The organism is Marivita sp. (genome assembly GCF_051859345.1).
Taxonomy (GTDB): domain Bacteria; phylum Pseudomonadota; class Alphaproteobacteria; order Rhodobacterales; family Rhodobacteraceae; genus Marivita.
Genome location: NZ_JBHYFV010000019.1, coordinates 1 through 19,771, shown reverse-complemented (window position 1 = coordinate 19,771; position 19,771 = coordinate 1). Strand labels below are relative to the sequence as shown.

Sequence of the window (19,771 nt, the reverse complement as noted above, 5' to 3'; positions counted from 1 at the left end):
GCGCTTACATCTGGCGACCCAACAACGGTTTGTCTTGACGGACAAGAACGTGGCAAGCTGCTTTGGGACACAGGACCGGAGACCAGAATGAGCGCCTTGGACAGAGCCCGCGCAACCGCGATCAAGGCAAACGCCAGGGTTGTGTTCCCTGAACTCGATGATCCCCGTGTCGCCGAAGCTGCGAACAGATTACAGACCGATGGGCTTTGCACAATCGTTCCTGTCACTGACGAGATCACCGAAGGACTGGTTGCGGCCATGATGGAGGTGCGCGGCACCAAGGAAGCATTGGTGCGACGTCTTTTGCAGAAACCACTGTACCGCGCCGCCGCGATGGTGCGCGCGGGTGCGGCGGATGCCGTGGTTGCCGGTGCCGACAGCCCGACCCGCCGCGTGATCGAAGCGGCCAGCATGGGGATTGGGCTTGCCGACGGGGTCAGCATTCCATCGTCATATTTTCTGATGATTTTCCCGGACGGGCGCGAATTCATCTTCGCCGATTGCGCCGTCAACGTATCTCCCGACGTGGTCACTTTGGAGGCCATCGCGCGTGCATCAGAGGTGACCGGCAAGGCGCTATTGGGCGACGCGCGCGTCGCGCTGTTGTCCTTCTCAACCGGGACAAGCGGCGCAGGAGCCAGCGTTGATGTCGTTCGAACCGTGGCGGTCGCAACCGGCTTCACCGGGCCGGTGCAGGCGGATGCCGCCCTGAATGCCCGTATCGCCGCGAAGAAAGGTCTCGGTGACGGGGACGCCAACGTGCTTGTGTTCCCGTCTCTCGATGCGGGCAATATCGCATACAAGCTGTGCCAGGAACTGGGCGGCGCACAGGCGATCGGACCCTTTCTGCAAGGGTTCCGACATCCGGTATGCGACCTCAGTCGCGGGGCCACCGTGGATGACATCGTTGCGGCTACACTGATCACCATTTCGCTTGCCAACCGGACCTGACCTTACCCAGCGTTCAACAACTTGACCGCGTCCATCGCTATCTCGCGTTCTTCTTCGGCGGGGATGATCCATACGGATACCGGCGATATGGCCCTGTGCAAACGGGCGGCGTTCCGTTCGTTCTGTTCCGGATCGAATTGCACACCGGCCCATTGCAGCCCCGCGAGGATTCGGGCGCGTACCTCTTTGGCGTTCTCTCCGATGCCGCCGGTGAAGGCAATGGCATCCACACCTTCCAGCGCGGCGATCAGAGAACCGGCATGGCGCAGGGTCCAGTAGCAGAAATGGTCTACCGCAAAGGTGCTGTCCTCGGACGGATCAAGCATCAGCTTTCGCATGTCCGACTTGCCGCCGGACAGGCCGAGCAATCCGCTTTCGTGGTTCAGAATGGCCTTGGTGCGGTCCAGCCCGTTTTCCTCGACCAGACGCAGGACGGCGTTCGCATCAATCCCGCCTGAACGCGTTCCCATCGTCAGGCCATCCAGCGGCGAATAACCCATCGTGGTCGCGATCGACTTTCCATCCTTGATCGCACAAAGCGACGCGCCGTTCCCAAGGTGAAAGGCAAGCAATCGCGACGGCAGGGGTTGACCAGATATCGTCGGCAATCGGCGCACCAGAGACGCATAGCTGAGCCCATGAAACCCATAGCGACGAATGCCCTTCGTCTCGACAATCCTGGGGATCGCATACCGCGTGGCGACATCCGGATTGGTTGCATGAAACGATGTATCGAAGCTGGCAAATTGCGGCAAGTTGGGCGCAAGCCGTTCCAACGCACGCATCGGCGCAAGGTTGTGCGGATTGTGCAACGGGGCCAACGGCGTGCAATGTGCGATTTCGTCCTGCACCTCTTTGGTCACGCGCACAGGCTGGGTCAGTTTCGCCCCGCCATGCACAACCCTGTGGCCGACGGCACGCAAGCTTTCGGGCGAAATCCCGCGCCCGCGCAACTCGGCAAGGATCGCCTCGAGCGCTGCACTGTGGTCCGCGAAGGAAGATTCTGTGCTGAGGCTGCCAATTCGCAGGAATGAGGCACCGCCAATCGCCTCTGCGATGCCCGAAAGAGTTTCGGTCAAGGACGTGTCGAACACTGCAAACTTGATCGAAGATGACCCCGCATTGAGAACCAGAACCGGTCCGTTTTGTGCGGGGTCATTCATTTTATAAGACCGTCTGCGGGCGCATGTCCGCGGGATCGATTCCTGCCACCGAAACCGGAGCCTTCATCGCGTCGCGGCGGAACGGCTCGCCAAGTTCCTGGTTGATCATCGCTTCGATCAGCGTGGTCTTGCCATGCTGCATCTGGTCGGTGATGGCGGTGGCCAGCGCATCACGGAGTTCGTCCATTGTACGCGCGACCACACCTTTCAGGCCGCAGGCGGTGGCGATCCCGGCATAGCTCACGCCTTCGTCGAGTTCGGTGCCGACGAAATTGTCGTCATACCACAGTGTCGAATTGCGCTTTTCTGCGCCCCATTGGTAGTTGCGGAACACGATCTGGGTGATGGCGGGCCATTCCGGGCGGCCGATTGCGGTGAGTTCGGTCACGGCAATTCCAAAAGCGCCGTCGCCCGAGAAGCCGACAACCGGCACATCGGGGCAGCCGATCTTGGCGCCGATCACAGATGGCAGGCCGTATCCGCAGGGGCCAAAGAGACCGGGAGCCAGATACTTGCGGCCTTCCTCGAAGGATGGATAGGCGTTGCCGATGGCGCAGTTGTTTCCGATGTCGGACGAGATGATCGCCTCTTTCGGCAGCGCGGACTGGATCGCACGCCATGCCATGCGGGGACTCATCCACTCGGGCTTGGACGCGCGGGCGCGTTCGTTCCAGGTGGTGCCGGGATCGTCCTGTTCGTGATCCATGCTCGACAGTTGCTGTGCCCAGGTTGATTTGGTCTTGGCGATGGTGGCTTTTCGGTCTTCACGACCCTCATCGCCAGCAGTGTCCGACAGTTTGGCAAGGATGCCCTGCGCGACTTTTTTGGCGTCACCGATGATGCCAACCGACACCTTCTTGGTCAGGCCGATGCGGTCCGGGTTGATGTCGACCTGAATGATCCTGGCGTCTTTTGGCCAGTAGTCGATGCCATAGCCCGGCAGTGTCGAGAACGGATTGAGGCGCGTGCCGAGGCACAGCACGACATCAGCTTTGGAAATCAGCTCCATCCCGGCCTTGGACCCGTTATAGCCCAGCGGACCGGCGAACAGCGGGTGTGATCCGGGGAAGGCGTCGTTGTGCTGGTACCCAACGCAAACCGGCGCGGTCAGGCGTTCGGCCAATTCCATGGTTGCGGGGATGGCACCGGCAAGGATGACGCCTGCACCGTTCAGGATCACCGGGTTCTTCGCCTTGGACAAGAGGTCCGCAGCTTGCTGGATCGCGCTGTCGCCGCCCGAAGGACGCTCGAAATCGACGATCTCGGGCAGGTCGATGTCGATGACTTGGGTCCAGTAGTCTCGCGGCATGTTGATCTGCGCCGGGGCCGACGCGCGTTTGGCGTTCAGGATCACGCGGTTGAGAACCTCGGCCACGCGGGAGGCATCGCGGACCTCTTCCTGATAGGCGACCATGTCCTCGAAGAGTTTCATCTGCTCGACTTCCTGAAACCCGCCCTGACCGATCGTCTTGTTTGCGGCCTGTGGTGTGACCAGCAGAAGCGGCGTGTGGTTCCAGTAGGCAGTTTTCACGGCGGTGACGAAATTGGTGATGCCGGGGCCGTTCTGGGCGATCATCATGCTCATCTTGCCCGATGCGCGGGTGTAGCCATCGGCCATCATCCCGCCGGAGCCTTCATGCGCGCAGTCCCAGAAGGTGATGCCAGCCTTGGGGAAAATGTCGGAAATCGGCATGAAGGCCGATCCGATGATCCCGAAGGCGTGTTCGATCCCGTGCATCTGGAGGACTTTGACAAAGGCTTCTTCGGTGGTCATTTTCATGGCGGCTCTCCCAAACTAGAGCGCAAGCCGTGGGGCCAGCGCGGTTGCGCGGACACTAGCGACGACTCTCCCGCGCCAATAGGGCCAATTTGGCGGGTGACTTATAACCAGATCGCGCAAAAAGTCGCGCTTTGGAACGTTGCGCCGCCTGGATGATCATCATGTCTTTGCTGCATTCCCGTGCCATTTGTGCCGGATTTCAAATGCAGTATGCTTCACAAGACACGACTGCGAAATGATCGCGACCACTTTGGCCGGTCATCAAGACACACGATCCGCGCCCGACGGCGGGACAAAGGCAGGACCCCGAATGCCAAACGCGTTGGCAACTTTAGCACTGGCTGTCTGGCCACTGGTGACGGTGTTTCTGTTCCTGAAACTGCCGCCTGGACGTGCGGTCATCGCGACCCTTCTGATCGGATACCTGTTCCTGCCTGAACCGCCTGCGGGGTTCGACTTTCCACTGATTCCGCCTTTGACAAAACACACCATTCCCGCACTCAGCGCCCTGTTGATGTGGGTCTGGCTGTATCCACAAGACATGAACCTGATGCCCAGATCGCCGGTCAGCGTCTGCCTCTTGTTGCTGTTCGTGTTCTCACCCGTCGCAACCACGGTCCTGAACCTGTACCCGATCTACTGGGGTGAATTCTTTATTCAGGCGATGTCGCTGAAGGATGCGTTGGGGCTGGTCATCCAGCAGGTGCTCCTAATCATACCTTTCCTGTTGGCCCGCCGTTTCCTTTACCGAGCCGAAGATCAGCGCGATCTCATGTACGCGTTTTTGTTCGGTGGGTTGCTGTATTCACTTCCAATGCTGCTTGAGATCCGCCTGTCGCCGCAGCTCAATATGTGGATCTACGGCTATTATCAGCATGATTTCGTGCAAACGATCCGATTTGGCGGGTATCGCCCCATGGTGTTTCTCTATCACGGGATCTGGGCGGCGTTTTACCTGTTGATGGCGGTCCTGTCAGCCTATGCCCTGTGGAAAACAAGACAGGCCAAATCGAGATGGAAACTGCTGCTGATCGCCCTTTACCTGACGGCGGTCCTTGTGCTGGCCAAATCACTTGGCGCTTGGTTGTTCGCGGCAGTTCTGGTTCCGACAATAGTCTTGTTTGGACCCCGCTGGCAGATGCGGCTGGCTGTGCTGATCGCCACCTTCGCCATTGCCTATCCCGCGCTCAAGGGAGTTGACCTCATCCCGCAGGGCAAGATCCTTTGGGCGGCAGACAGCATTGATCCGGAACGTGCCGCGTCCCTGGCCTTTCGCTTTGGCAACGAGAACATGCTTCTTGAACGCGCCAAGGAGAAACCGCTGTTCGGCTGGGGCACTTACAACCGCAACCAAATTCTGGATTTGGCAACGGGAGAAGTCGAGACTGTCACCGATGGGCGTTGGGTGATCCTGATTGGTCAGTTTGGCTGGCTTGGATTTCTTGCCGAATTCGGCTTGCTTGTGCTGCCGGTTCTTTTTCTGTGGCGAGAGACGCGCTATCGACAACCAGAGGATTATTCGCCACTGATTGTACCACTCTCGCTCATTTTGGCGGTGAACGTCTTCGACATGCTTCCCAACGCCACCCTGACGCCGTTGACTTGGCTGATGGCTGGCGCGCTGACCGGCTACGCGGAATCCCTTCGCCACAACCGCGACGCGTATCAGTCTCGTCATCGCCTGCAATGGCGCCCAGTTTTGTAAGTATCGAGTGTCTTTATGTCCGTTTCGAATTCAGACCGTCCCCGTGTGCTGGCGATTGCCGAGGCTGCCAACCCGGAATGGGTGAGCGTGCCATTGGTCGGCTGGTCCCTGGCGCAAGCGCTGCGCGATGTGGCAGACGTCCATCTTGTGACGCAGGTCAGAAACCGGGATGCAATCCTGCGCGCCGGGTTGGTCGAAGGCCGCGATTTCACCGCCATCGATTCAGAATCCGTTGCGCGCCCGCTTTGGGCGGTGGCCGAAAAACTGCGGATGGGAGAGGGCAAGGGATGGACCACGCTTCAGGCCATCAATGCCCTGATCTATCCTTGGTTCGAGCACCTTGTCTGGAAGGAATTCGGGCCAGCCATCAAGGCCGGGAAATTCGATATTGTGCATCGGATCACTCCACTTAGCCCGACAATCACATCTCCGATTGCGAAAAAAGTGGCCAAGGCAGGTGTCCCGTTTGTGTTGGGTCCACTGAATGGCGGAGTACCTTGGCCTCGGCATTTCGATGCGGAACGACGCGCCGAAAAGGAATGGCTGAGCTATCTGCGAAACGCCTACAAGCACCTTCCGGGGCGATCCAGCACGATCAGGCATGCATCAGCGATCATCGTTGGATCTCGGCACACGCAAAGTGAAATTCCCGAACCGTTTCAGAAAAAGACCGTCTATATCCCGGAGAACGGAATTGATCCGGTGCGGTTCAACCATCGGACACATTCCAGGGACGGCGTTTTCAAAGCCTGTTTCGTGGGCCGGCTTGTGCCCTACAAGGGGGCCGACATGCTGATCGCTGCAGCAGCGGACCTTTTGCGCAACAGGCGAATGACGTTGGACATCATAGGCGACGGTCCGATGATGGGTCAGCTGGTCGAGCAGGCAAAATCAATGGGTTGCGAGGCAGGCATCACGTTTCACAAATGGATACCGCACGAAAAGGTGCAGTCCATCCTCGGCCGCTCCGATATCCTGAGCTTCCCGTCGATCCGCGAATTCGGTGGCGGTGTCGTGCTTGAAGCCATGGCACTGGGCGTTGTTCCGGTGATCGTGGACTACGCGGGGCCGGGTGAACTTGTGACCGAAGACACGGGCTTCAAGGTGCCCTGCGGCAGCCGCAAAGAGATCATAGAGGGGTTCCAGAGAACGCTCACAGAGCTTGTGGATAATCCAGCGCAACTGCCTGCAATGGCTCAGAACGCCAAGGCACGCATAGATTCGCATTTCCTTTGGTCCCGGAAAGCCGAGCAGATTCGGCAGGTTTATGACTGGGCCCTGGCCCGAAACAAATCTGATAAACCCGACATATTTAAGACCACTGTGCCGCCATTGCCCGCAAAGATCGCGTAACAGATTGTTTCCGCATTCGGCGTTGTACCCAAACGCCCACACACGATATGTAGTCCCAACGGTGTGGGGCCGTAATTGTAGAATTGTGTAAACGTGTCCGCCCAACCCGGTCTCAAGATATCAGACATCGTCGATGTGAAAGACACTGATTCTGCGCGCTCTGAGATGCGCCAGTTTCTGTTGGCCATGGCTTGTCTTGCATTTGTCTTTGCTGCGCTGGGCACCGGCAACGTTGGTGCGGATGCCTTTGCCGCCGACATTGTTCTGGTGTTTTGCGGCGCGTGGTGCGCCAATCAGCTGATCCGCGGTCCCGAGATTTTCAAGACCCAGGTGATCTGCGTCCTGCAAGCCTATTTCATTGGCGTGTTGTGTTGCTCTTTGGTGCTGTTTGTTATCGGCTGGATGATCTTCCTGCCGGAAGAATACCGGCATCTTGGACATGCGCTTCTTCTTGCGGCGACATTCTCGACCAATCTGGGGCTCGCACTTTTCCCTGTTGACGCGGCGATGCGATTGGAAGGGCTGTTTGATCACCTTTGGATCATTGCCTTGATTGCGCAATGCAGCGCGATCCTAGGCTTGCTGCATTGGTACTTCGCCAAGAACACCTTGCGGCTGCTGACCGCGTTGGGACTGCTCGCACTGGTATCGCTGATCCTGTCGATGTCGGACAGCCAGCTGGTGCAACTCTTGCCGCTTGGTGGATTGTGGGCGTTCCTGTTTGGCGCGATCCCCTTTATCGCGACCAATCGCTTTCCGGTCCTGCAATACGCAATCCTTATCGGGATCATAAATTTTCTTGCTGGCATTCTGGCCATCACGGCAACCGGAGACACGTTGTTTGCGCGCGCGCTTCTCGCTTTGGGTCTTGCGTTTCTCTACCTTGGCAGCCGTTCGCGAGCGTCCAGCCCCGAAATGACGGACCAACGCCGGCGCTGGTTCGGTATGGTGCTTCATACGTTTCTTTGGGCCGTTCCGCTCGCACGACTGACGGCCGCCTTGAATATATATGAACCCAATCAGACCGACTTCCTGTCTCTCATCATACCATGTGTACTTTTCGCCATTTTCTCGTGGACGATCTGGCAGCACCTGGAAGAGCGCATGGGGTTGAACCAGTTCAGGATCAGCGCTGTTCTCGCAACCGTGCTATTTATCAACGGCCTGATCGGGATGACCACGCAGGGTTTGCAGATCCGCTTTCCCGAAAGCACCCAAGCCTACATCCATGCGCTGGATAACAGCGACCCCGCCTTTGACTGCCCTCTGGTCAGCGAAGGACCGTTGGCTGGTCTGGAAGTGTGCCATCTTGGTCCCGCAGGGGCGCCCAAGGTGCTTGTCTGGGGTGATCATCAACTTGATGCAATCCGAACCGGCGTAGCCGAAGCAGCCCGCCGCGCACAGGTGCCCACCATTCTGATCGCACAGGCGAACTGCATTCCTCTTGATGGTTTGCAAACCCGATTTTCCGAAGCGACCAGAACCTCTGGCCGAGATTGCGATCAGCATTCAGCGCAAGTGCTTCAGGCGCTCCCACATTTGAAAAGCATCCGTCAGGTCACGCTGGTAGCGGATTGGGCGTATTACACAAACACACGCTCGGCCGAACTTTTCCCGCGCGCAACGGTTCGTCTTGGACCGATGGATGGCACACCCATCGATACGAGTCAGCAGACCGACTACATTGCCAACGCCGCTGAACAGACCATCAGGTATCTGACCGAAAAGGGTATGCGCGTCTCTGTTCTGCGACAGGTTCCGGCGCAACCACGTTTCGATGCAGAGATGGCGGCACGGGCGAGCGTTCCAGGCGCCTGGATGTATTTCGGCATGCCTGTCTTGTCCGATTCCGTGTCCCTTGATGAGGCCACGCGGCGCCATGCAAAGATCGACACGATGTTCCGTCACTTTGCCACCAAAGGGCAAATGACCTATATAAATTCCTGGGATGCTTACTGTTCAGACACGCGCTGCGATGCGCGGGGCGGATTGTCGAGCGACTACATCACATCAACGCGCCTGACACCCAGTGGAGCGCTTGCTCTTGCGCCGCTGCTACAGACTGATCTCAGTCGCGCTTTGACCCATACGCCATATAAACGCGCACTCGACAGCTGATCACGCCGCTTCGGGCGCCATCAATTCCTTCCACCGATGGCAAGACACGTCATGCCCGGATCCATCTGTTTCCAACTGCGGTTCGACTTGTTTGCAGTGGTCGATGGCATAGGGACACCGCGTATGGAACTTGCAGCCAGAGGGCTGGTTGGTGGGTGACGGAATTTCCCCGGTCAGCTTTTGCGCCGTTCCCCGGTCGTCCGGATCAAGCGACGGGATCGCTGAAAACAGCGCCTTGGTATAGGGATGACGCGGTGCGGCAAACAGCTTGCGTGTTGGTGCGGTTTCCACAAGCCGACCCAGATACATCACTGCGACATGGTCACAGGTATGCGCAACAACCGACAGATCGTGACTGATGAACATGAAGGTCAGACCCATATCACTTTGGATCTGCTTGAGCAGGTTGAGCACGTCCGCCTGAATCGACACGTCCAATGCCGCAACGCTTTCATCCGCAACGATGAACTTTGGCGCCGAGACCAGCGCGCGCGCTATGGAAATGCGCTGACGCTGACCACCCGAAAAAGCGTGCGGGAAGCGGCGGAGGTGTTCGAGGTTCAACCGGCATTTCGCAGCGATTTCGCGCACGCGCGCATCCGTTTCCTGACGGTTCTTGGTCAGTCCCATCACCTCGAGCGGTTCCGCGATGATGTCACGCACCGTCATGCGCGGGCTAAGCGCGGCATAGGGATCCTGAAAGATCAGCTGGGCGCGTTTGCGGTAATCCCGAAGTTGGTCCTTGGAAATGTTCTCAAGATCATAGCTGACCTCTCCGTCGGTGTACTGCGCACCACCGCTGGTGATCGGGGCCGCTTTCAACAGCGCACGTCCAAGCGTCGTCTTTCCAGATCCGCTTTCGCCGACAAGCCCGAAGAAAGAGCCAGCTTCAATATCAAGCGACACGTTGTCGACCGCTTTGAGGATCTGTTTCCTCAGAATGCCACCGCCGATGGGGAAACCGACAGACAGCCCTTTCGCCCGGATCAGAACGTCGCTCATGCCGCGTCCTCCGTGTAGATGTGGCAGGCCACCTTGTGTGTCGAATCTATGAACCGTTCGTCGGGTTCGGATCGCTTGCACACATCGCCGACAATTTGACTACAGCGGGTGTGGAACACGCATCCCGACGGCCGTTCGAGGGGTGAAGGAATGTCACCGGGCACCGGGGTCAGAGGTGCATCAAGATCATCAAGCTTGGGCAACGCGGCCAGCAGGCCTTGGGTGTAGGGATGTTTTGGGTTTCGGATCACATCCCGCACCGGGCCTTCCTCGATCATGCCCCCAAGGTACATCACATTCACCTTGTCAGCAGTCTGCGCGACGACGCCAAGATCGTGGGTGATAAAGACGATGCCCATGTGGAATTCATCCACAAGGTCTTTCATCAGGTCGATCACCTGCGCCTGGATCGTCACGTCCAGCGCGGTGGTCGGCTCGTCCGCAATCAGCAGTTTGGGCTTTGTCGACAGGGCCATCGCGATCATCGCGCGTTGGCGCATACCGCCGGACAATTCGAACGCGTATTGATCAAAGCGGCTGGACGCGTCCGATATCCCGACGCGATCAAGCATCTCGATCGAGACCTTCTTGGCCGTCTCCTTGGTGTAATCGCCGTGCAGCAAGAGCTGTTCGACCATCTGTTTGCCGATAGTGATGGCAGGCGCGAAGCTGGCCATCGGTTCCTGAAAGATCATCGACACCGCGCCACCGCGGACGATGTTCAACTCTCGCGGCGTCTTGAGGGACAACACGTCAACCGGGCCGGTCTCGGTGTGCAGCGTGATCTTGCTTTCCGGAGTATACACCGCATTGCGCGCATTGAGGTGCATCAGCGCCTTGGCGGTCACGGACTTGCCCGATCCGCTTTCGCCCACGAGCCCCATCACCTCACCGGTGTTCAGGGAAAAGCTGACATTGTTCACCGCCGTGATCAGCCCTTCGTCGGTGCGGAATTTCAGGGTGAGGTTCTCTACGTCGATCAGCGCGGTCATTTGTTGTTATCCGAATAGGGGTCTGCTGCGTCGCGCAGGCCGTCACCGACAAAAACGAACGCCATCACAAGGGCAATGAAAAAGATCACCGGGATGAAATACCATTGATAATTGAGAAGCACATCAGCGCTGGTCACGTTTTGAAGCATCACGCCAAGGCTGTTCACCGGGTCTTTCAAACCCAGACCGATGAAGGACAGCGCGGTCTCCGACAGCACCATGTAGGGGAACGAGATCACCAGATCGACGATGATATAGCTGGTAAAGCTGGGCAGAAGGTGCCGCCGGATCACATGGCCCGAGGACGCGCCGCAGAGCTGTGCCGCCAGGACATATTCCTGATTGCGCTCGGTCAACAGATGCGTCCGCACCCGTCGCGCCAAGGTGGGCCAGCCGATCAGGCCAAGGATCAGGGATATGTAGAAGAACCGTTCCTCGGCTGACAGTTCAGGCGGCATGAAGGCCGCCACCGCCATGAACAGCGGGATTGCCGGAACCGTGCGCACCGCGTCGGTGATCATTTGCAGGATGGAATCGATCCAGCCGCCGTAATAGCCGGACACCCCCCCGATCACCAAGGCCAGCACAAAGGCGATCAGCACCCCGATCGTGCCCACCTGAAGCGAGGTCCAGATGGCGTGGAAGGTGCGGGAAAAGATGTCCTTGCCGCTGGCGTCGGTGCCAAAGACATGGATAAAGCCGTCCTCGACACCAAACAGATGCGTGTCCATCGGGATGAACCCGAAGAGCTTGTAGTTCCAGCCCTCGACGAAGAACGAGACAAAGTTGCGCTCGTCCTCGTTGACGGTTGTCACCCAACGGAAATTGGTCGCCATCGACCGTTCCCGCTCGACACTGTGGATGAAGGGCCGGAGTGAACAGCCATTGGCGTCGCAGAACATGGGGATCTGCGGTGCGCCATTGGTATAGGCGTCGTTCTTGCCGGCAATTGTCGGGTTGTAGGGCGACAGGAACGGCGCGAACAGGCCAGACAGGATCAGGAAGACAAGGATGCAAGCCGCGATCATTGCGCTGCGCTGCTTCTTGAAGCGGGCCCAGATCAACTGTCCCTGCGACGCAGTGAAATAGGCCTCTTTCGACCGGCGTTCGACGGCGGCGTCGGTTTCGACAATCTGCACATCCGGGCCGGTGGTCTCGGCAAGGTTGGGTTTGTGGGGATCAGGAGTGCTTGTCATGGGATCACCGCACGATGCTTTTGCGGACACGCGGGTCGAGCAAGGCAAGCAACACGTCCGTCAGGAAATTCAGCGTCACGATGGACGCGGTCAGAAGAAAGATGATCGCGCCCGCAAGCTGTTGGTCATTGGACCGCGCCAGCGCCTCGATCAACAGCGCGCCCGCCTCGGTCAGCGTCAGGATCAGCGCGACGATGGGCAGTTCATTGAAGATGCGGTTGAGGTCGAAACCAAGGCTGTTGATGATTGGCCCCAAGGCGTGCCGCGCCGGGTAATTCCACAAAAGCTTGCGCCCATGCACGCCCCGCGCCGAGGCGGCGGTGACATACAGCTTGCCGATCTCGTCCGACATCAGCGCGCGCACCGTTTGCAGAGCAAAGGCGGTGGCGGACCAGCCAAGGATGAAGATCGGCAGCCACGCATTGCTGAGCAGATCCAGCACGCGGTCGAAACTCCACGCCGCATCGCGGTATTGCGGCGAAAAGAGTCCAGTCAACGTGTCACCGAAATAGACCGTTGAAAACAGCATGATCATCAGCGCCAGAAGGAAGTTCGGCAAGGCCAGACCCAGGTAGCTGAAAAGCCGCAGCGAATTGTTCAGCACCGCATTGTGCGACGCCGCCGCGATGATCCCAACGGGCAAGGCGATGGCATAGGCGAGCATCAACGAAGCCAGGCAGAGCCCCAGTGAAATCCAGAATTTATCGCCCAAAAGCTGCGCAATGTTGACACGCAGAATGCAACTGTCCCCGAATTCACCCTGAAAGGCGTGGACAATCCAACTGCCCCAGCGTTCCAGAAACGGCCGATCCAGTCCCAGACGGATGCGTTCGTTTTGGATATCGGCGGCGGAAATGCCTGACCCTTGGGTGTTCTTGAACGCCAGATAACGTTCGGCGCAGTCGCCGGGAACCAGCTCCATCAGCGAAAACACGACCAGCGAAACGATGATCAGGGTGATCATCGCCAGCACGGCGCGAATTGCGACGAAGCGTGCAAAATTCAACATCAAGTCTGTCCCTGCTGTGCGCCTGTGCCCCCGGTGGATCCGGGTTGTGCTTCAATCGGCGGTCTTTGTCGTCAGGTGAACGCGGGCGGTTCAGGCCCGCCCGCGTCCGGATCAGAGGGACTTATTCGTCCAGCCACCACTGCGTGGGGCGGTACGGATAGGTCCGATAGTATTCATAGGACCAGGTCTTGAACTCGGTAAAGTTCTTGAGATTGTTGCTGGCATAGATCGGCTCGGGGGCCTTGACGGTCCCGATCATCACCATGTTGCTCACAAACGTCTCGACCAGACCGGCACCAAGCGCATCGGATTCCGGCGTGCCCGGAACAGCCGACTGGAACGCGTCGATGTCATCAGCAAGCTTCTTGACGTAGTCCGGCGGTTCGACCCCGGTTGCGCCATCGCTGTCCAGCCATTCCGCCCAGAGCATCCCGGTGCGGTGTTCGAAATAGGTTCCGAACGGCACCCGGAAGAAGCTGTTGAGGCCAAGGTGAATCGCCAGAGGCGCACCGTATTGCCACAGGCCCACATCCAGATTGTTGGACGATTGCGCCGAGCGGTATTCATCCGGCGTCACTTCCTTGACCTGTGTCTGGACGCCGACATCGGCCCAGTTCTGGCCGACCAGTTCGACAACACGTCCGGCAATGCCTTGCGTCGAGAACTGCATGTTCAGCGTGATCGCCTCGCCATTGGGCAATTCGCGGAAGCCATCGCCATCCGTGTCAACCATGCCGATCTCGTCCAGCATCGCCTTGGCGGTATCGGGATCGAACTCGGCCTTGTAGCTTTCCCATTTGGGGTCAACAAAGTTCGGGGCCGGGTTGAACGGTGCGATCTGGCTGGGTGTGCCCTGACCGAAATACGCGATCTCGTTCAGTTCGTCCCGGTTGATCGCCACTGACATGGCTTCGCGGAAGCGCAGGTTGTTGAACAGTTCCCGCTTGGCCGGATCCTCGGAGGTCAGGTTGAAGCTGAACGCGGGCATGCCCACCGTCGGCTTCAACTGGATCGAGTAATTGCCCTTTTCCTGATTTTCCAGAAGCAGCGGAGCCGATTCAAGACGCACGGATTGCGATTTGTAATCCACCTCGCCGTTGACCAGCTTGAGGATCCGCACTTCGTTGTCGTTGATATACAGCTCATCCTGCGTCGAGATATAGGGAAGCTGCTGACCGGTTGAATCGACCTGGTGGAAATAGGGGTTCGCCACCAGCGTGCGACCCTCGGTCGTGTCGGTGATGTAGATGTGCGATTCAAGTGTCGGCAAGGTCGATTTCGGCAGGCCATCGGCAATGGCCGAGCGCGACAGCATTGGCGTGGGCGTGTCCGTCCAGTCCGAATTGCCGTAATAGGCCAGGATCGCGTCATAGCCGTTTTCGAAACCCAGCGACTGAGCATAGCTGTCCGCATCGGCGTTGATGTCCGGGTGGAACTGGCCAAGGAAGTGCTGGGGTAGGAAGCCCGGTGCATAGGATGTGGCGAAATGCGCCAGCAGACCCGGCTTGGGTGCGGGTAGGTTGAAGATCACCGTCACGTCGTCGGGCGTTTCGACGGTCATCGTTTCGCCACCGACCGTCACATAATCGCGGGGTGCTTCGTAGATGTTTTTGTCCAGCATGATGCTGTCATGCCAGAAGGCCACATCGGCGCTGGTGAAGGGTTCGCCATCGGACCATTTGTGCCCGGCCCGCAGCGTAAAGGTCAGCTGCGTGTAATCATCGTTCCATGTCCAGGACTTTGCAATGTTCGGAACGATGGTTTGCAAATCGTCGGAATAGCGCACGAGGTTGACGTGGCGCACCGACAGGAAGTCGGAAGTGCCCGCCTCGGTCGCGTTCGACAGGACGTTCAGCTCGCCTCCGTATTGGCCAACGCTGTCATAAGGCACCATGACCAGAGGTTCGGACGGCAAACGATCCGCCAGCGCAGGCAGGTCGCCGTTTCCCTTGATCTGAGCGTTCAGAGCCTCGATGTCGGGGTTGGTAGAGAATTCCATCGAACAACCGGCGGCTTCCTGAAAGGCGCTCAGTTCATATTGCTGGGGAAATTCGCCAGCGGCGACTCCCATCGGGTCGGCAACCGTGATTGCGGGGCAGTTGGCATAAGCCACTGCCGGGAGCGCAATCAGGGCCACTCCTGATAATAAAATCCGTTTCATTGTCTCTCCTGTTGGTTCCAAGTGGTGAACGGGGGCTGTTCCCCCCTTTTTGTGCCGGTCCGTTTCCACAGCCGGTCATTTCGGGTGTCCCTGTATCACGCGGCCCGGATGGCATTTCTCATCGCGCGATGGACAAAAGTTTGCGTGGTGTCTCCTTTGCTTTGTAAGCTCCCGCCGGAACAGCCGGGCTAGGTATCTCTGGCAACCATGACAGACCTGTGACAGCGCTCTGAATCATGAGGCCACCTTCACGCCGTCTTCGGTAATCAATGTCCTCGAAAACGTTCCATCGGTGTTAACCATTCGATGGCAAAGCAAATTCTGCATCAAATCAAGCATTGTCTGCACATATGCTGAATTTTTTGTCAGATTTTCACTCTCATCGCCGTTTGAGACATCCATCAAGATCGGTGGCAGCCCTCCGGCAAACTGCACGAATCGCAGTGACCCCTTGCGCAGAACGGCCAGATTCGCCGCATCAACCGACAATCCATGTGCTGTTTGCCACTGCGTCGGCGCAATCGGATTGCCGAAGTCGAGCTCGGACACGGAAAACTGTTTCCAATCATCCGGAACGGCACCCTGCAGAAAAGGTTTCAGGCTTCGGCCATCCATCGAATGCGGCACATCCAGCCCCAGACAGTCGAGGATGGTGGGTGTGACATCGACGGACTCGGTCGGCGCGGAAACCACGGCGCCACGGGTGGTCGAGTCTGGATCGCGAATGATCAGCGGAACATGAAAGGCGGCATCGTGGAACGTCATCTTGCCCCAGAGCCCATAATCGCCGAGCATTTCGCCATGATCAGCGGTCAGTACGATCAGCGTATTGTCGTAACGGCCAGAGTCCTTCAGCCAGTCGATCACACGCCCAATGTGATGATCCACCTCACTCGCCAACCCGAAATACAGTTTGCGGATCATCCGCGTGGTGTCGTCCGATTCAACAAGATCTGGAAACCCGACCACGGTCGAGGCAACAGAACTCTTGGCGCGTGCGGTTTGCACAAACGGGTGCCAATCCGGATCGTCGGCCTGTCGCGCAGTCGGCATGTCGCCGTTGGAATACATCGCATGATAGGGCGCGGGCGCCACAAACGGTGGATGCGGGCGGATATAGGTGAGCAAAGCGAACCAGCCGTCGGGCCGATTGCCAAGCTCTTCAAGCATACGGTCCGTCAGGAACGCCGTATCGCTGTGTTCGGCGGCATAAAGCGCCGGTGAATCCGGCGTGTCGCCAACCGGGCGATACATCTCCGGATAGGGTGGCACCTCATAGCCTTGGGCGCGAAGGTAGCCTTCCCATGCGCTGGAATCGCCTTCCATGCGCATTCGCACAACCTCATCAAACCCCGGTGCGAGTTCTTCATAGGAAAACAGACGCGGATCGTCATGCGCAAGAAACCGGGGATCATGAGATGTGTCCGTATACCCGAACAGCAGCGGGTCATGCCCGTGCGCCCGCGCGACAGTCGCCAGATTGGGCGTATCGCGTTTCAGCGGCGTCCCATTGCGGGTCGCGCCGTGGTTCGACGCATATTGCGCCGTGAGCAGTGAGACACGCGACGGCCCGCAAGGTGAGGTCACCGAATGGTGGTTCTGAAACGAAACGGCATCATCCGCAAGCGCCCGGATATTGGGCAAATCAAGATGCGCCGCAAGCGCGCCAAACACGCAATCCGCGCGCAACTGGTCGATGACGATAAAAAGCGTATTCAGTTTGGATTTCGGCACGGTACATCCCAAGACTAGAGCGATCATGCCAAGCGCGTTTCATATGTAAAGACAGGTCATTGATATACACATATAGGCAAAACCTATGAGACCGACTCGCCCAGTGACTTCTGCACCGCTTTGACGAACCCGCGGATCAACGGAACGTCCCGACGCGCCGACAGCGTGACGAGCGATTCCGACATGCCGATGTCCACGTCTTCGAAAGGAATGGCCCTCAGTCGCCAATCGTGGCCGAATTCGGCTTCGCTGATAAAGCCGATCCCGGCACCAGACGCCACGACTTCGCGCATCGCTTCGCGGCCTTCCACTTCGATTGCCGGCGTCAAGGCCAGTTTCAATCGCGCTGCTTCCTCTTCGACTTGCGCCCGCGTGCGCGACCCTTCTTCCCGATAGATCAAAGGGTATTGCCCCAGATCCCGAAACCGCAGGCAGCGCGTGTCGTTGGGCAGATACCCCCCTGCCACCAACGCAAGGATCGGCGTCCGACCCAGATCAACACTGTCGAGGTCGGGCGCCGATATGGAGTTTCCAACGACCCCGATCTCGGCCTCGTAATTGCGCAAACGGCGCAGCAGGCCTTCGGTGTTTCCGGTGCGAATGGTGACAAACACCTCCGGGCTTGCTTCGCGAAACCGGCGCACCGCGTCTGTCACATGCATCGCCGAATCCGCCATGATCCTGAGATGACCCGACAGCACAGACCTGCTTTCGTCAAACAGCGCGCTGATGCGTTCCTCCACTTCGAACATCTCGCTTGTCAGGCGGAACAACGCTTCGCCTGCATCGGTCATCCGCACCTGCCGCGCCTCGCGCGAAAACAGCAACACATCATGGCGCTGCTCCAACTGGCGCACCTGATCCGACACGGACGGTTGCGAAATGTTCAGCGCACGCGCCGCACGGGAAAACCCGCCATGCAGGGCGACATGATGAAACGCACGCAATTGGCTGTAGCGCATGGGGTCACTCCAAGCTGTGGATTTCGTATAGCTGTAACCTATCAATCAATAGAAAACAAAGATTTTACATATGCCCCACACCACCGCATATCGAAGGAAGGAACAGCTTTGGAACACCGTCATGTCCGCCACGCCCCTGCCTTCGCCCGAACTGGGTGAACCCTACCTTCTTACCCCCGGCCCTCTGACAACGGCTTATTCTGTCAAGCAGGCGATGCTCAAGGATTGGGGCAGCTGGGATGATGATTTCCGCACCATGACGCGAACGATGCGCACGCGCCTTCTGGCGATGATCGGCGACGGCGCACCGGACTACGATTGCGTCCCGATCCAGGGTTCGGGCAGCTATTGCGTCGAGGCGATGCTGGGAAGCTTTGTACCCCGAGATGGCAAGGTGCTGGTGCTGGCGAACGGTGCATATGGCCTGCGCGCGGCGCAAACACTTGACTACCTCGGTCGCGGTTGTCACCTGCTCGACAAGGGTGACTACCTGCCCCCACGCGGGGAAGAGGTGGCGCAAATCCTCGCGAATGATTCTGCGATCACGCATGTTCTCGCGATCCACTGCGAAACCTCCAGCGGTATCCTGAACCCCGTCGAGGAGATTGCGGAGGCGACGCAAAAGGCAGGTCGCAAGCTCCTGATCGACTCAATGTCGGCCTTTGGCGCGCTGCCTTTGGACCCGGTCAAACTCAACTGCGCCGCGTTCGTGTCTTCGGCCAATAAATGTATCGAAGGCGTCCCCGGTTTCGGTTTTGTCATCGCCCGCAAGGACGAGATCGAAGCCTCCAAAGGAAACTCCCACTCCCTGTCTCTTGATGTGCACGCGCAATGGGCGACGATGGAGAAAACCGGCCAGTGGCGTTTCACGCCCCCGACCCATGTGGTCGCCGCCTTTCTCAAGGCGCTCGACCTGCACGAAGCTGAAGGCGGTGTACCCGCCCGTGGCGCACGCTACACCAACAACCGCGATGTTATGGTGCAGGGGATGCGCGATCTGGGGTTCGAGACCCTGCTGGCCGACCGCTGGCTCAGCCCGATCATCGTGACCTTCTTCTGCCCCGCCGATCCGAATTTTAGCTTCGGAGCCTTTTATGAAGCCATGAAGCAACGCGGGTTCATCATCTATCCCGGCAAACTGACCGTGGTGGACAGCTTCCGAATTGGCGTGATCGGGCAGATGGATGAACACGTGATGCGCCGCGTGGTGGACGCCGCGCGCGACACACTCGCCGATATGAACGTGAGCAGCGCCGCACCTCCCGCCGCCGCTTTGGAAGAACGCAAGAAACTCGCCGCCTGAAGGAACCGATATGCCGATTAACACACCCGTTGTTGCCAATGACCGCATCTATCCCGCGCCCAAGACCTGCGCGATTGCGATCTGTCTGGATGGTTGCGAGCCCGAATACCTTGAGGTGGCGATCGACGAAGGGCTGATGCCGACGCTCAAGCGCATCCGCGAAACCGGGACGGACCGGCTGGCGCATTCGGTGATCCCGTCCTTCACCAACCCCAACAACATGAGCATCGCAACGGGGCGTCCGCCATCGGTACACGGCATCTGCGGCAACTTTCTGTATGACCCGGAAACCGGTGAAGAGGTGATGATGAACGACGTGCGTTTCCTGCGCGCACCGACCGT

Annotated in this window: 15 protein-coding genes; 6 read left to right on the top strand and 9 right to left on the bottom strand. The window is 58.5% G+C overall.

From position 1 onward, the window contains the following. Nucleotides 1–87 precede the first annotated feature (87 nt). Nucleotides 88–951, top strand: coding sequence for a phosphate acyltransferase (locus ACTIEN_RS13130; protein WP_439523599.1), 864 nt, complete (start codon nucleotides 88–90; stop codon nucleotides 949–951). A 2-nt stretch (nucleotides 952–953) separates the two neighbouring features. Here ACTIEN_RS13130 and ACTIEN_RS13125 read toward each other — a convergent pair whose 3' ends face one another. Next, nucleotides 954–2,114 (bottom strand): acetate/propionate family kinase, encoded by a 1,161-nt coding sequence (locus ACTIEN_RS13125; protein WP_439523598.1) that lies wholly within the window; start codon nucleotides 2,112–2,114, stop codon nucleotides 954–956. A 1-nt stretch (nucleotide 2,115) separates the two neighbouring features. After that, nucleotides 2,116–3,894, bottom strand: coding sequence for a sulfoacetaldehyde acetyltransferase (gene xsc, locus ACTIEN_RS13120; RefSeq protein WP_439523597.1), 1,779 nt, complete (start codon nucleotides 3,892–3,894; stop codon nucleotides 2,116–2,118). A 310-nt stretch (nucleotides 3,895–4,204) separates the two neighbouring features. Here xsc and ACTIEN_RS13115 point away from each other — a divergent pair, with 310 nt between their 5' ends. From ACTIEN_RS13115 to ACTIEN_RS13105, 3 genes are all read left to right on the top strand, one after another. Beyond that, entirely contained in the window at nucleotides 4,205–5,599 is a 1,395-nt protein-coding gene (locus ACTIEN_RS13115) for an O-antigen ligase family protein (RefSeq protein ID WP_439523596.1), read from the top strand. A 15-nt stretch (nucleotides 5,600–5,614) separates the two neighbouring features. After that, the gene (locus ACTIEN_RS13110; protein WP_439523595.1) at nucleotides 5,615–6,952 is read left to right on the top strand and encodes a glycosyltransferase family 4 protein; all 1,338 of its coding nucleotides are present in this window, start codon (nucleotides 5,615–5,617) and stop codon (nucleotides 6,950–6,952) included. 93 nt (nucleotides 6,953–7,045) lie between these two features. Continuing rightward, nucleotides 7,046–9,070, top strand: a complete 2,025-nt coding sequence (locus tag ACTIEN_RS13105; RefSeq protein ID WP_439523594.1) for an SGNH hydrolase domain-containing protein — start codon at nucleotides 7,046–7,048, stop codon at nucleotides 9,068–9,070. Here ACTIEN_RS13105 and ACTIEN_RS13100 read toward each other — a convergent pair whose 3' ends face one another. From ACTIEN_RS13100 to ACTIEN_RS13070, 7 genes are all read right to left on the bottom strand, one after another. After that, the gene (locus ACTIEN_RS13100) at nucleotides 9,071–10,072 is read right to left on the bottom strand and encodes an ABC transporter ATP-binding protein (protein ID WP_439523593.1); all 1,002 of its coding nucleotides are present in this window, start codon (nucleotides 10,070–10,072) and stop codon (nucleotides 9,071–9,073) included. After that, nucleotides 10,069–11,064 (bottom strand): ABC transporter ATP-binding protein, encoded by a 996-nt coding sequence (locus ACTIEN_RS13095; RefSeq protein WP_439523592.1) that lies wholly within the window; start codon nucleotides 11,062–11,064, stop codon nucleotides 10,069–10,071. The genes ACTIEN_RS13100 and ACTIEN_RS13095 overlap by 4 nt, the downstream gene beginning before the upstream one ends. Then, nucleotides 11,061–12,260, bottom strand: a complete 1,200-nt coding sequence (locus ACTIEN_RS13090; protein WP_439523591.1) for an ABC transporter permease — start codon at nucleotides 12,258–12,260, stop codon at nucleotides 11,061–11,063. Before ACTIEN_RS13090 ends, ACTIEN_RS13095 begins: the two co-directional genes overlap by 4 nt. A gap of 4 nt (nucleotides 12,261–12,264) precedes the next feature. Further along, nucleotides 12,265–13,269 carry an ABC transporter permease gene (locus ACTIEN_RS13085; RefSeq protein WP_439523590.1) on the bottom strand — a complete coding sequence of 335 codons (1,005 nt, stop codon included), beginning with the start codon at nucleotides 13,267–13,269 and terminating at the stop codon, nucleotides 12,265–12,267. A 121-nt stretch (nucleotides 13,270–13,390) separates the two neighbouring features. Next, nucleotides 13,391–15,430, bottom strand: coding sequence for an ABC transporter substrate-binding protein (locus tag ACTIEN_RS13080; protein ID WP_439523589.1), 2,040 nt, complete (start codon nucleotides 15,428–15,430; stop codon nucleotides 13,391–13,393). A 234-nt stretch (nucleotides 15,431–15,664) separates the two neighbouring features. Continuing rightward, on the bottom strand, nucleotides 15,665–17,191 hold the full coding sequence (locus ACTIEN_RS13075) for a sulfatase-like hydrolase/transferase (protein WP_439523588.1): 1,527 nt from the start codon (nucleotides 17,189–17,191) through the stop codon (nucleotides 15,665–15,667). Nucleotides 17,192–17,247: 56 nt separating this feature from the next. Continuing rightward, nucleotides 17,248–18,126: a LysR substrate-binding domain-containing protein gene (locus ACTIEN_RS13070; RefSeq protein ID WP_439523587.1), complete on the bottom strand. Its 879-nt coding sequence runs from the start codon at nucleotides 18,124–18,126 to the stop codon at nucleotides 17,248–17,250. A gap of 121 nt (nucleotides 18,127–18,247) precedes the next feature. Between ACTIEN_RS13070 and ACTIEN_RS13065 the strand changes: the two genes are divergently transcribed. Both ACTIEN_RS13065 and ACTIEN_RS13060 read left to right on the top strand, forming a co-directional pair. Continuing rightward, nucleotides 18,248–19,429 (top strand): 2-aminoethylphosphonate--pyruvate transaminase, encoded by a 1,182-nt coding sequence (locus tag ACTIEN_RS13065; protein ID WP_439523586.1) that lies wholly within the window; start codon nucleotides 18,248–18,250, stop codon nucleotides 19,427–19,429. A gap of 10 nt (nucleotides 19,430–19,439) precedes the next feature. Next, nucleotides 19,440–19,771: alkaline phosphatase family protein (locus ACTIEN_RS13060; protein WP_439523585.1), on the top strand; the 332-nt coding region annotated here is incomplete at its 3' end.